This is a genomic window from Methanospirillum stamsii, from assembly GCF_003173335.1.
Lineage (GTDB): Archaea > Halobacteriota > Methanomicrobia > Methanomicrobiales > Methanospirillaceae > Methanospirillum > Methanospirillum stamsii.
This window is the reverse complement of record NZ_QGMZ01000043.1, coordinates 1-15,043: the sequence shown is the minus strand read 5'-3', so window position 1 is coordinate 15,043 and position 15,043 is coordinate 1. Positions and strand designations below refer to the sequence as shown.

The following is a 15,043-nucleotide window of genomic DNA, read 5'->3' as shown; positions in this document are numbered from 1 at the left end:
ATGAATCATTAAATAAAAATCATATGATTTTTATTTCATTAGGGGTATGGCTGAATAGTAACCTTTTTTCTTTAAAATGCTCATATCCATTTCAGAACATTTATCTATATTTTCTAACAACCTTTGTTCAGTCGATTTAATTCGATCAGGCTGGTGCGACAAATATGGCATTTGCAGTTCATGTAAACATGGAACGCTGTACCGGCTGCAACAATTGTGTGGTAGCATGTCCGGTCAATGCGCTGGAACTTCACACGGTTAACCCTTCAAGCACGGATAAAATTTATACTGTCATCAATGGTGATGCTGTCATTCTTGATGTCAAGCATGAACTCTGTGCAGGCTGTGGTATCTGTGTTGATGCCTGTCCATACGATGTGATTCAGCTCTCCGGTCAGGTTCCTCAGGCAGTAACTGTCTGAGTAACGGAGATTTCGTTTAAGCGTTTCAGGAACAGAATTCGTGAACAACCGAGGTATCTTAATGTCTACACTGTTTCCTAAGTATTCCAAGACCATTGACGGGTCTAAGGTGATAATGGAGCAGCGGCTTCTCCAGCAGGTAAACAACCTTATCCTTGACAACGATGTTTGTACCGGATGTGGTATCTGCTCAGAGGTCTGTCCCGAAGAGGCAATTGTTGTCGGGGCAGTCGGAGGAGTCCGGAGAGGACTTGTTGATGATGCAGCGAGCATTCGTGTCGACGAGACAAAATGTTCCTATTGTGGTGTCTGTGTCATCATGTGTCCATTTTCTGCTCTTTCTCTGAAAGTTGATGGAGAAGAACGTCTGCCAATCCTTGAAAAAGAAGGATTCCCGACCTATGACAAGGGAACATCCATCGATCAGGACAAGTGTGTCAGGTGCAACATCTGTGAAGATGTCTGTCCCCGTGATGCAATTGACCGTGATGTTCCCCTCTATGAAGGCCAGGACAAGGAAGGCCTTGCAAAAGGTCAGGCTGTTGAACTCAAGATTGAGTTCACCGTTGACGATGAAAAATGTACCAAGTGCGGCATCTGTGGTAACCTGTGTGAAGCCATAAATGTGCTCCACAAGCCCTTCAGCCCTGAAAAGGGAACAGTTGAGGGTGAGGTTATCTGGGACGAGGCATATTGTGACGGATGTAATGTCTGTGCTGAAGCCTGTCCATCTGAAGCCATAAAAGTGACCAGGACCGTTGTCGGAAAGAGAAAACTTGGCAATGTCAATATCATCGATGAAGACTGCTGTACCTGTCGCTGGTGTGCAATTAACTGTCCGACCGAAGCAATTACAGTTAATAAGATATTTGAAGGGGAGATCACCTTCCATCCGGAGAAATGTCCGGGAGGATGTTCAACCTGTGTTGATGTCTGTCCGGCAAATGCCATATATCTCCCAAGCCCGAAGCCTGCAAAGGATATGAAGGGACAAATTGAAGCAAATATTGCAGTCAATAAGGACTTCTGTATCCTGTGTGGTGCCTGTGTCAATGCCTGTCCTGGTGAGGATATCATCTATCTCCGCCGTGACAGCATAAGGATCAAAGGCAAGGAGACTGACCTCTTTAAGAAGATCAAGGAAAAACTCTGCACGGCAAGAACTTCCATGGTCAAAGAGCAGTCACAAAACGCTGGTTCTGTTGAATTAAAGGCGGTGGGCCAGTAATAGAGGTGTCTTATGGCTGCAAAATCATACAATATTCCAGAACTGGACAAAAAACTTGCGGACAGACGGTACCATCTTACCGATGCAAATCCAGAATTCACCCAGAAAATTATCAAAACCAGCCGGACAATAGCAAATATGTGCTACCAGTGTGGTACCTGTACAGGTTCCTGCCCGTCAGCACCCCGGAGTTCATACCGGATTCGTCTCTTCATGAGACGCTGTGTCCTTGGTCTGGAAAATGAGGCATTAACTGATCCGGATCTCTGGCTCTGTACAACCTGTTATTCCTGTACAGACCGCTGTCCACGTGACATTGCTCCGACTGACGTCATTATGGCAATGAGAAACCTTGCATTCAAGCGGGATATCGTTCCAAAGAACTTCCTGCAGACAACCCAGCTCATTTACAACAGTGGTCACGGTGTGCCAAATAATGACGTTAACCGTGCAGCACGTACCAAGCTTGGTCTTCCTGCAGATCCCCCGACGACTCATTCATATCCCGAATTCATCAAGGGTATACAGCAGATCATGAATCATTTTGGTCTGAAAGAGAATGCAGACAGAATTCTGAAGGGTGACTAAACGTGCACGAATACGCATTTTTCCTAGGGTGTATTGCACCAAACCGGTACCCAGGCTGTGAGGCGTCTGCCATTAAGACCAGTGAAAAGGTCGGTATCAAGCTCCTCCCACTAAAGGGTGCCAGTTGCTGTCCGGCTCCCGGTGCATTTGGATCTATTGACCTGAATGTCTGGTATGCCATGGCAGCCCGCAACGTTGTCCTTGCAGAAGAGATGAAGAAGGATATTGCACTCATCTGCAATGGCTGTTACAAGTCAATCTATGAGGTTAATCACATCCTCAAGCACAACGATGAACTTCGTGATAATGTCAATGAAGTCCTCGCTGAGATTGATATGCAATTTAAAGGTAGCATTGATGTCTGGCACCTTGCAGAACTCTACTATGATGAGAAGATCTGTGGTGTCCAGAAGATCCGCGACAGTGTTACCACTCCACTTTCTGGCGTAAAAATCGCTCCCCATTATGGCTGTCATTTAATGAAGCCACAGAAAGAGAGACATTTTGGAGATACTGAAAACCCGATGTGGTTTGAAGAACTCATTGGAGCCCTCGGTTGTGAACCAGTCCAGTATCGCAACAAGATGCAGTGCTGTGGTGCCGGTGGCGGTGTCCGTGGATATGATATCGTCCATGCTCTTGACATCACCAATGAAAAACTCATCAACATCAGGGAAGTTGGTGCTGACGCAATCACTGAAGTCTGTCCATTCTGTCAGCTTCAGTTTGACCGTGGCCAGATTGAAATCAAAGAGAAATTTGGCGATGTATATAACATCCCGGTTCTGCACTACAATGAACTCCTCGGTCTTGCTCAGGGTATGAGCCCACAGGATCTTGCTCTTGACCTGCATGCGATCGATTGTACACCATTCCTGCAGAAGGTGCTTTAAGGGAGGAAAAGACATGGCAGAAAATACTGAACCAAGAATTGGGGTTTTCATTTGCCACTGCGGTACTAATATTGCAGGATCCATGTCAATTGATGATGTGGTCAATTACGCAAAGACACTCCCCTATGTTGCGGTTGCAGACCAGTACCAGTACATGTGCTCAACCCCCGGTCAGAAGAAGATCGATGATGCAATCAAGGAGTACAACCTTACCGGTGTCGTAGTTGCAGCATGTTCACCCCGTCTTCACGAACCAACCTTCCGTACAGCTACCAAGGAAGGAGGATTAAATCCGTTCAGGTTCGAGATGGCAAACATCCGTGAGCAGAACTCATGGGTTCACATGCATGGCATGTGGGATGAGGCAACCGACAAAGCAAAAGATCAGGTCCGCATGGCTGTTGCAAAGGCAGCAAAACTCGAAGACCTTATTCCAAAGAGTGTTCCGGTTGAACACGCTGCAATGGTTGTCGGTGCCGGTGTCGGTGGAATGCAGGCAGCACTCGATCTTGCCAGCTCCGGAATCAAGACATACCTGATTGAGGCAACCCCCACCATCGGTGGCCGTATGTCTCAGCTCGACAAGACGTTCCCAACCCTTGACTGTTCACAGTGTATTCTTACACCAAAGATGGTGGATGTCGGTCGTCACCCGAATATCGAGATGATGACCTACACCGAGGTTGAGAAAGTAGAAGGATACATTGGTAACTTCGACATCACCCTTCGGAAGAAAGCCCGTGGTGTCATGACTCCGACCGAAGCCGCAGCCAGGGGAATTGTTGGTGGTGGCTGTAACGGTTGTGGTGACTGTGCAGCAGTCTGTCCGGTTATCAAGCCAAATCCGTTCGAAATGGGAATGGCACCGAGAAAAGCTATCTACATCTACCATGCCCAGGTCATGCCCCTTATCTACACCGTCGACTTTGACTCCTGTGTCAAGTGTGGTCTGTGTGTTGAAGCCTGTGGTGAGAAGAAAGCAATCGACCTTGAGATGCAGGACGAGTTTGTCACCGTCAAAGTCGGAACTGCAATTATTGCAACCGGTTTTGATCTCATTCCAATCGAAGGAAAGAAGGAATGGGGATACAAGCAGTTTGACAACGTAATTACTTCACTCGAATTCGAACGGCTTATCTGTGCATCAGGTCCGACTGGTGGTCACCTTATCCGCCCAAGTGACGGAAAAACACCCCAGGCTGTAGGATACATTCTATGTGCAGGATCCCGTGACAACACTGGTGGCGTAGCCAAGGCATATTGTTCACGGTTCTGTTGCATGTATTCCCTTAAGCATGCTCACCAGATGTACGAGAAGATCCCAGGCTGCAAAGTCTACCTCTTCTACATGGACATCAGATCTTTCGGTAAGGCATACGAGGAATTCTACTATCGTATCCAGAACGAAGGTGCCAAGTTCATCCGTGGACGTGTTGCCAATGTTCTTGAAGACCCTGCAACAAAGAACCTTCACGTCTTTGCTGAAGATACCCTGCTTGGTCGTCCGGTCGACATTGAAGTTGACATGGTCGTCCTCGCCGCAGCAATCGAGCCAAAGGATGGAGCAAATGTCCTCCGGAAGAAATTCGGAGTATCTGCATCCCAGGATGGCTGGATGCTTGAAGCACACCCGAAATTAAACCCCTGTGGAACTACCACAGCAGGTGTATTCCTCGCTGGTGTCTGTCAGGGTCCAAAAGACATTCCAGATACCGTAGCACAAGCAGAAGGTGCAGCATCAGCCGCATCAATTCCAATTCATATGGGTCAGGTTGAACTCGAACCATACTTTGCCATATGTGTTGAAGAACTGTGTGCAGGTTGTGGAATGTGTGTGAACCTCTGTCCATACTCTGCCCTGGCCCTTGTTGAAAAGGAAGGAAGATCTGTCATGCAGGTAACTGAAGCCAAGTGTAAAGGCTGTGGTACCTGTGGAGGATTCTGTCCGGGTGGAGCAATTAAGATGCAGCACTTTACCACACCGCAGATTGCAGCACAGATTGATGCATTCTTTGCAGGAGGGGAACAGTAATGTCAGACGAATGGAAACCAAAGATTCTCGCTATCATTTGTAACTGGTGTTCCTACGCCGGTGCTGACCTTGCTGGTGGTGCCCGTATCCAGTACCCACCGGATATCAGGGCAATCAGAGTTATGTGTACCGGTCGTATTGACATGCTCTTTATCCTCAAGGCATTTGTTGAGGGTGCAGACGGTGTCCTCGTCTCCGGTTGTCACTTTGGTGACTGTCACTACCTTGAAGGAAACTACAAGGCAGCAAAGCGTATGTTCATGATCAAGTCACTGATGAAAAACATCGGACTTGACGACAAACGTTTCCGTATGACCTTTGTCTCAGCATCTGAAGGTGCAAAGTGGGCAATGGTTATGGAAGACGTAATAGGCACAGTTAAGAAACTTGGTCCCAGCCCGATCAAGGAATTCAAAAAATAATTTTTTTTTCAAGGATTACTTCAGTAATCAGCGTGATTATCCCAATATTTTATTTACGAAAACATATCGGTTGATTTTGCGTTCATCATTTTTCCCAATATTTTTCCAGTTTTTTTATCCCATCCATAAATTTCCGGCATCTTCTGATGAATGTGGAGAAAATGTCATAAGAATATCAGAATATAGATCGGTATTTTCCATGTACGTGCTTTGATCAGTTCCAATTGCTGTAAGCCAGAAAAATGCCGAAGAATCAGAGAGCAGATAACTAGAAACGACCCAATCTGATTTTTTCCCGACCATTGGGAGGTAACTGACACTTGCCTTGCCCAGTGTACCGAATGCAGCTGCATCACCAAGCGGTGTGAGGTTATGAACAGAAAAAGAAGGGAGAATAAATGAATTTTCAATTTCTGTAGCCTCCTTTTCGGTAAATGCCCGTTTTGCAGGATTATCTGCTGCCATTACCGAGATAAATGAAGGAGTCATCTGGTTGTCCCAGAACATGACAACTGTGCCATTACTGTTTGTTGTTGTAACCCGGAGCGGAGTCCATGATGGAGGAATAGAGATCGAGAATCGTGGATCTGCTTCGTATAACAACCAGTCGGTTTTTAGAACGGGATTTTCCTCTGCTCTATCTCGTGAGGGTTCAAAAACATCCTTTTTTTCAAGAAATGAACCGATGTTACCGGAAACAGAAATCTCATCATTTTCTGGAACAATAATTTCAACGGTACCTTCTTTTGTTAAATTACTGGCATATGGAGAATGAAGCATAGCTTCAAGTTCATCCTCCCATTCATCCATCACACTGAAGTTACTGTCTGTCGGAGATACATTCGTCATAATATCCCAGAATGTATCTTCTGGACCCTCTGCAATTACCGGATTTATCATGAGGATAATAATTACGAGAATAATTCCGAAGAGAGATATCTGCGTCATTATCTTTTCATAGAGCTTTGAAATCTTAAATATTTCTCAAAAACAGAATAAAAGATGGCGATTTTTTACTAAAACACAGGGGATGGAGAGAAATATACTCCCAAAAAAGGTAGTTAAGTATGATTTAAATGAATTATTTCCACCTTGATATCTGCCGGAGGAGCGAAATACATCCATGACGTGACCAGAACATCAGCTCCTGCTTTTGCATATAATGCCACATTGGTATTATTTACCGACCCTGCTGCAATCATGCATATATCCTGATTGATTGCCCTGCATTTTCCTGCACATTCAGTGAAGATTTCCGGTGGCATCTTATCCAGCTGAACTGCATGAGCTCCGGATTTTGCTGCGTTAAGTGCTTCCTCCATGGTATGTGCTTCAACGACAATCTTTCTCTCTTTCATCTTTTCTTTAATGCCAGAGATTACTTCAGGTAACTTTTCATACCCGCCGGTGAACAACAGGTGTTCACGGAAGATAAGGATGGTATCAGAAAGACCGGTACGGTGGGGGACGCCTCCTCCTGCCATGAGTGCTTTCAATGCCATTTTTTTAACAAAAGGCGGGTGCTTTCTGGTTCCGGCAACTGCAACCGATGGGTTTTCCTTTCTGGCAGACTCTACAAGTTGCCTGGTCCGGTCTGCGATACCTGAAGCAAATTCTATCATTGCAGTTCCCGTTCGCCAGATGAGATGAATGGCACTCGCTTCACCTTTTGCTTCAAGCAATTTATCACCGGGCTGCAGTTTTGTTCCTGAAGCAACCGAAAAGTCCACCTCCAGGCCCACTTTTTTATACAGGTGGACTGCTTCTTCGGTGCAGCAGACGATCATCTCATTTCTGGCAAATAATGAGATAGAACCTCTCTTTCCGGCGATATCCAATAACGCTGTGGTCATGTCCCCGGCCGGAACATCATCTTCAATTAATCGGTCGATATCATTATCGGTAAAAAATATCATCATAATTCAATTAACTTTTGAATCCCATTAATTCTCCGTTTCTACTTCCTGAACAGAGGAAAAATTATTGGTTCATTAAAAAAATCAGATGGAAATTTTTCTGAAGAGGAATGCACCGATTATCGTCATAATACAGGCAAACCCTCCGATTACCATGAAGCTTAAGACCGGATTTATCTGACTGACACCGGTCAGGCCATATCGTATTCCTTCCACTCCATAGGTCAGAGGATCGAGCATGGTTACCGGGGCAAGCCAGGGGGGTAGTGAACTAATCGGGAATAATGCCCCGGAGAGTCCGAATATCGGGAATACAACAAAATTCATGATCAGTTGAAATCCGGTCATATCTTCCATTCGTGAGGCTATTGCAATACCAAACGCGGTAAACGAAATCCCGATAAGCACCATGAATCCAAGGGCAATGAAAAACCCGGTAACACTCTGAACCTTTAACCCTACAAAGAGTGAGATGACCATGATGATGATCCCCTGGATGAGTGCCGTTGTCGCCCCTCCAAAGGTCTGTCCAAGCATAATTTCCATTCTGGTTACCGGAGCAACAAGTGTCTCTTTTAAAAACCCGAATTGTTTGTCCCATATAATCTGTATACCGGAAAACACTGACGTAAAAAGCACACTCATGGCAACCATACCGGGAATGAGAAACTCAATGTAATTCTCCCCAAGTCCTGGAATCCGGACAACAGAATTCAGACCAAATCCAAGGAACAGAAGAAAGAACAGGGGCATACTGATACTACCCACTATCCGGCTTTTAGATCGTATGTACCGGATCATGCTCCGAAGCCAGATGGTATAAATGATATCCATTAATGTCTCACCATTCTCATGTGCATCCGCATCATCTCTTTTCCGTCTATCTCCTGTTCCCGTATTGTTTTCCCGGTGTATGAGAGAAATACATCCTCAAGTGTGGGTTTATGAATGGAGACCGAGTGTACCGTGATATTTTCCTGATTCAGCGTTGTGATGATATCACTGATATGCTGCTCTGCATTCCTCAGATAAATACGTATTTCATCATTATGTGTCTCAATCCGATGTATCCAGGGTTCAGATAAGACTCCGGAGACGGTATTGATATCAGGAGTCTTTATTGTAATAATATCCCCACCAATCCCGTTTTTCAGGTTTTGCGGAGTATCAAGAGCAATAATACTCCCATGATCGATGATTGCTATCCGGTCACAAAGACGATCTGCCTCTTCCATGTAATGGGTAGTAAGAATGATGGTGATATGTTTTTCTTTACTTAAATCAGCGATATACTGCCAGAGATGATTTCGGGTCTGGGGATCCAGGCCCAGGGTGGGTTCGTCAAGAAACAGAACCGACGGGTGATGGAGGAGACCACGGGCTATCTCAAGCCTTCTTCTCATCCCTCCGGAGAACGTTTTTACGATGTCATTTTTGCGGTCATAGAGCTCGACGAGGCGGAGAAGATCATCTATCCGCTTATCTCTCTCATCCGGGGGAATTCGGTATAACCTGCCATGAAAATTCATGTTCTCCCCTGCGGTGAGTTCTTCATCAAGGCTCTGATCCTGGAAGACTATGCCAATCGCTTTCCTGACGTCATCTTCATTCTTTTCGACATCTTTTCCCTGGACGGTTGCTGTTCCTGAAGATGGTTTCTGCATGGTTGAAAGCATGGAAAGAGTGGTGGTTTTTCCTGCCCCGTTCGGACCAAGAAGGCCGAATATTTCTCCCTGCATAATCCCAAAGGAAATATTGTTTACTGCAACAAGATTTCCATATTTTTTTGTCAGATCATGTACCTGAATAGCGTATGTCATCGTATTTTTTCCATATTATTGAGTGAATTATCCGGAAAAGTCAGATTATTATTTTCTTTCGGACACGAGAATTGTTCCCCTTATCCGATTAATTTTAGCGCAGATTTCCTCCATCATCTGTCCATATGGCGCGAGTTTTTCTTCTGACAGGTCTTCCAGGTAGGACAGGTTACTGTCAATATCAGATAGAATTCCTTCGACTGATTCAGATTTTCCGAAAGTTCCGGTATTAAACATATTTATCTCCTCTAAACCTGCATTGGTCAGTTCATATCTGCGGTCTTCTCTTTTTATGATAAAATTTTCTTCAACTGCTTTACTAAGCAATGGGTACATGGATCCAGGGGATGGTTTCCAGTGTCCATGGCTCATCACATCAATGGTATCCATAAGTTCAGCCCCGTTCTTCGGACCTTCTCTCAGAATATAAAGGACGAGCACTTTAAGGCCGCCATATCCTCTGAAATGTCGAATCCGGTGGAACCGTCTCATAAATGATCTCATATCTTCACGGTTATCTTTCATGAATATCACAACAGTATATCAGGTAGAGGGCATTCGATATCGGTTATGCGATATCGTCAATACGATATTGGAGAATGTAATATAAATTCTTTCTGTGGAGGAAGAGACTATAATAACCGGGTCATAAAAAAAGAGAATTGGAAATCAGGCAAATTTCATCAATCGGTGAATGTATATCCTGACCCAGATAAACCCGGTAAGCCCTCCGAGAATATCTCCGATAACAATACCCCACCAGACTCCATGTTCTCCGTATCCAAGCGTCACTCCCAGAATATACGCTGCAGAGGCCATGAATACGATTTCCCTGAGGACATTGAGTGTCAGAGATGACATACCCCGTCCGGTACCCTGGAAGACGGATGATGACATGATCCCCGGAGATACAAACGGATAGAAAAAGCACATGGTTGCAAGAAATGCTGCAATTGATGGGGCAAGGTCTGCTCCTTCTGCTGAATAAGCAAAGATGTATGCTATCTGATCTGCAAACAGCCAGGTAAGAACTCCGATGATGGTTGCAATCACTATCCCAAGGATAACTGAAAAATTGTGAATGACCGGAAATTTTTCATAATGTCTTCCTCCGTATGCTGCCCCGGTAACTGCCACAACCGATGTAGAAATGGCTACCAGAGGAATAATCGCAAACATAATTACCCGCCATCCGGCGGTATATACTGCAACCGCATCAGTATTTGCTACCATGACCAGGATTGAATTGATGAAAATCGAAAGGATCGCCATCAAAAAAAACTCACAACTTGCTGGAAGACCGATAGCAAGCATGTCTTTTACATTCTGGGAGTTGTAGATGTTGACCTGTTTTGAAAGGGTGATGTATGTGTCTTTTTTCACAAAAAACCAGTATAAAAGCACGAGTGTTACCAGCACCAGAGATACAATCATTCCCCATGCTGCCCCTGCAATCCCCCAGTGAAAGGAGTAGATAAAGATGGGATCAAGGATGATATTCACAACCGAACCAGCACCCATTACATACATGGTCCGTTTGGTATCTCCCTCTCCCCGGAGTATAGCATAGGCGATATTGGTAAAGAGGATGAGAATTGTTCCGGCGAATACGATATTTCCAAATTCTACTGCAAGATCTGTCGTATCTCCCGCTCCAAAAAGGATCATCAGTGGTTTTGACAGTCCAATCAGAATGATTGAAATCAGAATGGAAACGCCGATAGAGAGGAGAATCGCCTGTACTGCAGCTGCATTTGCCCCCAATCGGTCTCCAGCACCTATCCTGCGGGAAATGACTGCCGTTGCTCCTGCTCCAAGTCCGGTTCCAAGACCGATAAGAACCATAAACAGTGGTGTGATGAACCCGACTGCTGCCAGGGCATCTGATCCAAGACCTGCCACCCATATCGCATTAACAAGGTTATAGGTGGACATCAGCAGCATGGCGACTATCATCGGAATAGAGAGTTTTACAATGGCTTTTTTAGGATCACCTTTGAGGAGTGAGACTCCAATGGTATCCTCTTCAGAATTCATGAATAGTCTCCTGTATGAAGGTAAGATGTGAATCGTGTGATTTTTGCGAGGTATTTTTCAAAATAAATAATGGCTAATCTGAATAAACATCCCCATACGTGCAATGTACAGGGTTTTTTTGGAGAAGTTGTAAAGGAGGTCATGGTTTTTCAGGTACTATTATGAGAAAATATTCAACGGCGATTCGAGAATTGAGAACGGTTTCAAGAGTTATACATAGAATCCTCCCGGATAGATGACTACAGGCGGGTTGGTTTTTCCTATCATCTGTACTGGTTGTACTGCATCCCATATATTCCCATAATATCAACGGAGAACAAATTAAAATGAAATTAGAGTTTTAAATTTTAAGGAATGCCTCGATGGGATCTTCTATGAGTCTCCTTCCAGCTGTGTTGATGTAATATCCTTCTTTTCCCTAACAATCACAGAAATAACCAGCGCCAGCACCGAAAGAAACAGACCCGCAGTCATGGAAAAATGAAACCCTTGCATGAATTCAATAGGATTCAGGTCTGAAAATGCGACAATACCTTCTGTAGCTATCCCCCACGTGAAAAAAGTGGCAAATAGGGCAGTGCCAATAGCACTTCCAAGATATACCGATGTTATCATCAGTGATGAGCCGGTTCCCTTCTCATCCGGCGGTGCATTATCCACAACCCAGCTTGCCACAGGACCCCCCATAAAACCCATAAAGAGACCAGTAAGCACGAGACCAAGTGGAAGAAGGATAAAACCGGTCTCCGGAATAATTGACATAAAGATAGCAGTTGCTGCAATCGAACCAAGGGAAGCAGCAATTGCAAAAGGTTTCCGTCCGGCCCGGTCTGACCATCTTCCAACAGGAACACCGATTATTGCGGTAACAACCGGTGGAATAAGGAGATATAATCCGGCCATTGCAGGGTCAAATGACATTGCTGCCTGAAGGAAGAAGGGAAGCAGGTAGAAAATGCCCATAGATACGCACCCGAATATGAGAAACAGGATAAGTGTCGCGGAAAATGACCACAACCGGAATAACCTGATGTTAATCAGAGGTGACTGGTAGCTCCGTTCCCGGTATAGAAACAAGATGAAAAAGATCATGCAGAGTAAACCGGATAAAAGAATCTGCCAGTCTGAGATTTTCAGATGAGAGATGCGTTCGAGTACAAACACTCCTGATGCCATCAGCCCGAAGAGAAATACTGCTCCAATATGGTCAAAGGACCGGTTTTCCCGGGGCATATCAGGGGGGATGATGTACATCGCAAATGGCAGTATAAGAATTCCAATCGGGAGATTTATGAGAAACGCCCAGTGCCATGAGAGATATTGGGAAATAAATCCGCCGATTGCAGGCCCTGCAACAACACCCAGTGAAACTGACATTGATATTGCTCCAAGTGCCATTCCGAGCATGTTTTTAGGGAGATAGGTAACACATAACAGTGAGGCAGTTGCTGCTATCATCGCCGCCCCCACACCCTGGATTACCCTGAATGAAAGAAGTAATCCAAAATCCGGGGAGATACCACATGCAACTGAACCAAGGGTAAATACACACACACCACCGAGGAATAGAGATTTGATATGACCTCTTTCAGCGGTTTTACCGATGATCAGAATGAGTCCGGCCATCATCAGAAGGTATGTAATGATGACCCATGATGCTGTCCCGGTATCAATGTTAAATGACTCAGATATCCGGGGAAGAATGATTGTAACGATCGACCCATCAAGACCGTCTAAAAACATTCCGATTGCTACAGCCATCAGAAGTAACTTTTGGTGGAGGTGATTGGAGATGATTGAAGACATGGGGTAACAAATTGAGATAATTTACGTAATAATAGTTATGGAAGAGTGAGGTTTTTTGTCAGGAATTTTTAATCCAAGAGGGGATCCTTTCGAGGCACAAATAGATTTTTTTTAGATTTTCTTTGTAATACTGCAATTTTGGAATGAAGATGCTTCAGAAAAGATAATCCAAAGACTGCCGGTAACGCGTCAGTCTGTCACACCAGAATGGCTGACACCGGTATCACAGCAGGATTTAAAAAGAGTCTCAAATCCCAGTTATAGGTTCAATACAGAAGATTAAAAAAGAATAATCCCCTTCATATCTCTATTCAATAGTGATATTCCTGGATTATGCACATGGTGATTGAAGAGTATAAATCTGGTGATTATGTTGAGATTTGAATCCGTTTTTAAAGGATATAATACATTTAAAGACGCGGTTCTGATTACAACCTCTGAATTATCGGTAATATATTGTAATCCTGCCTTAAAAAAGTTCATTTGCATAAATGAGTCCACTCCCTGCCCGAATTTAGATAAACTGCTGGAGATTATATCTGAACAGAATGGAGAGAGAGAAGGTATCAGACATGTTTTGACTCAAGTGTGTTCCAATCCAGAATGGACCGGAACTCATTCGTTTTTATCTGAGGAAGTCTCGATACACATCCATTCCACACCCGTTCCAATCTCTGATGATGGAATGATGGGTAGAATATGGGTGTTTTCTGAAACGTTTCCTACAATCCAGACCGATGAACAATTCATACAATCAGAAAAGTTATTCAGAATGGTATTTGACCTGATCCCAGAAGGAATTGCGATATCAGATCTAAAAACCGGCAAATTTTATGAAGTAAATGAACATTTCTCCAGGTGGTGGGGATATTCACGTGATGAAGTTATTGGAAAGTCAGCAGTTGAAATGGACTTCTGGGTTGACATTAACGAGAGAAATGACATTATTAACCGGCTACAGCGGTATGGACACTTTCATCTGATTCCGGTGAAAATGCGGGGAAAAGACAAAAAAATTAAACAAATACTTTTTTCTGGAAGAATTATAACTATCAACAACACGCCATATATGCTATCAATTCCGATTGATGTTACGAATATCCGCCAGTATGAAGAAAAAATCTGGTCACTTGCCTCATTCATTGAATTAAATCCTAACCCTGTTCTTGAAATCAACGAATACGGAAGCATTACGATGAACAACGAGGCAGCAGTGAAAACCATTACCTATCTGACCGGATCATCAGATCTCCACCATTTTCTTCCGGATGGAATGGATGAAATACTGGATGCAATTCATACGGGGAATGAAACTACCTTTGTCCGGGAAGTTACCATACATGACCGGATTTTTCTTGAGTATATCTATATCACCAATCAATACCGGACTGCACGAATGTACCTGACTGATATCACCGAGAGAAAAAAGGTAGAATATGAATTACTCCGGAAAAATGAAGAACTAGCGGCTGCTTATGAAGAAATCATGTCAACCGAAGAAGAACTCCGGCAGAATTATGATAAACTGGTTTTACAGGAACAAAAATTAATAGAAAATCAGAAAAAACTTCGGATGATAGTAGACCATATCCCGGGAATTGTTCTGACTACTGATACAGAACTACATGTAAAGAGCATTTTTGGAGCAGGTCTTGAAAAACTAGGCCTTTTACCAAATGAAGGACTTGGAAAGAAGATTGAAGATGTCTTTGTCAATGCTGACTCCGGTATGCTTCAGGCTCATGAAAAGGCTTTGAAAGGGAGGGAATATTCCATTGAGACTCATTACAAAAAGAGAGATGCCCATTTATTTGTCTCGGCTCTGTCTGAATTTCTAGTGATATGAAAAATTTTTCAATGAGAATTACATTTAGAGAGA

General features: G+C 44.0%; 14 protein-coding genes. 7 read left to right on the top strand and 7 right to left on the bottom strand.

Features of this window, described 5'->3' with window-relative positions:
• Positions 1-164: 164 nt before the first annotated feature.
• From DLD82_RS15800 to DLD82_RS15775, 6 genes are all read left to right on the top strand, one after another.
• A complete protein-coding gene (locus DLD82_RS15800; RefSeq protein WP_109942099.1) occupies positions 165-422 on the top strand; it encodes a 4Fe-4S binding protein in 258 nt (85 codons plus the stop codon).
• 61 nt (positions 423-483) lie between these two features.
• The gene (locus DLD82_RS15795) at positions 484-1,650 is read left to right on the top strand and encodes a 4Fe-4S binding protein (protein ID WP_109942098.1); all 1,167 of its coding nucleotides are present in this window, start codon (positions 484-486) and stop codon (positions 1,648-1,650) included.
• 12 nt (positions 1,651-1,662) lie between these two features.
• Positions 1,663-2,238: a CoB--CoM heterodisulfide reductase subunit C gene (hdrC, locus tag DLD82_RS15790; RefSeq protein ID WP_109942097.1), complete on the top strand. Its 576-nt coding sequence runs from the start codon at positions 1,663-1,665 to the stop codon at positions 2,236-2,238.
• 2 nt (positions 2,239-2,240) lie between these two features.
• The gene (gene hdrB, locus DLD82_RS15785) at positions 2,241-3,131 is read left to right on the top strand and encodes a CoB--CoM heterodisulfide reductase subunit B (protein WP_109942096.1); all 891 of its coding nucleotides are present in this window, start codon (positions 2,241-2,243) and stop codon (positions 3,129-3,131) included.
• Positions 3,132-3,144: 13 nt separating this feature from the next.
• Positions 3,145-5,163: a CoB--CoM heterodisulfide reductase iron-sulfur subunit A family protein gene (locus DLD82_RS15780; protein ID WP_109942095.1), complete on the top strand. Its 2,019-nt coding sequence runs from the start codon at positions 3,145-3,147 to the stop codon at positions 5,161-5,163.
• Entirely contained in the window at positions 5,163-5,585 is a 423-nt protein-coding gene (locus DLD82_RS15775) for a hydrogenase iron-sulfur subunit (RefSeq protein WP_109942094.1), read from the top strand. Before DLD82_RS15780 ends, DLD82_RS15775 begins: the two co-directional genes overlap by 1 nt.
• Positions 5,586-5,699: 114 nt before the next feature.
• Here DLD82_RS15775 and DLD82_RS15770 read toward each other — a convergent pair whose 3' ends face one another.
• The 7 genes from DLD82_RS15770 to DLD82_RS15740 all read right to left on the bottom strand — a co-directional run bounded on the left by DLD82_RS15770 (position 5,700) and on the right by DLD82_RS15740 (position 13,164).
• Positions 5,700-6,533, bottom strand: coding sequence for a hypothetical protein (locus DLD82_RS15770; protein WP_109942093.1), 834 nt, complete (start codon positions 6,531-6,533; stop codon positions 5,700-5,702).
• A gap of 113 nt (positions 6,534-6,646) precedes the next feature.
• The gene (gene modD, locus DLD82_RS15765; protein WP_109942092.1) at positions 6,647-7,504 is read right to left on the bottom strand and encodes a ModD protein; all 858 of its coding nucleotides are present in this window, start codon (positions 7,502-7,504) and stop codon (positions 6,647-6,649) included.
• A gap of 81 nt (positions 7,505-7,585) precedes the next feature.
• Complete coding sequence (locus tag DLD82_RS15760) at positions 7,586-8,335, bottom strand: ABC transporter permease (protein ID WP_109942091.1); 750 nt, start codon at positions 8,333-8,335, stop codon at positions 7,586-7,588.
• Positions 8,335-9,321: an ATP-binding cassette domain-containing protein gene (locus DLD82_RS15755; RefSeq protein ID WP_109942090.1), complete on the bottom strand. Its 987-nt coding sequence runs from the start codon at positions 9,319-9,321 to the stop codon at positions 8,335-8,337. The genes DLD82_RS15760 and DLD82_RS15755 overlap by 1 nt, the downstream gene beginning before the upstream one ends.
• A gap of 48 nt (positions 9,322-9,369) precedes the next feature.
• Complete coding sequence (locus DLD82_RS15750) at positions 9,370-9,846, bottom strand: PadR family transcriptional regulator (protein ID WP_109942089.1); 477 nt, start codon at positions 9,844-9,846, stop codon at positions 9,370-9,372.
• Between the two features lie 144 nt (positions 9,847-9,990).
• Positions 9,991-11,358, bottom strand: a complete 1,368-nt coding sequence (locus DLD82_RS15745; RefSeq protein ID WP_109942088.1) for an MATE family efflux transporter — start codon at positions 11,356-11,358, stop codon at positions 9,991-9,993.
• A gap of 372 nt (positions 11,359-11,730) precedes the next feature.
• Positions 11,731-13,164 carry an MFS transporter gene (locus tag DLD82_RS15740; protein ID WP_109942087.1) on the bottom strand — a complete coding sequence of 478 codons (1,434 nt, stop codon included), beginning with the start codon at positions 13,162-13,164 and terminating at the stop codon, positions 11,731-11,733.
• Positions 13,165-13,534: 370 nt separating this feature from the next.
• Here DLD82_RS15740 and DLD82_RS15735 point away from each other — a divergent pair, with 370 nt between their 5' ends.
• Positions 13,535-15,010 carry a PAS domain S-box protein gene (locus DLD82_RS15735; RefSeq protein ID WP_109942086.1) on the top strand — a complete coding sequence of 492 codons (1,476 nt, stop codon included), beginning with the start codon at positions 13,535-13,537 and terminating at the stop codon, positions 15,008-15,010.
• Positions 15,011-15,043: the final 33 nt, after the last annotated feature.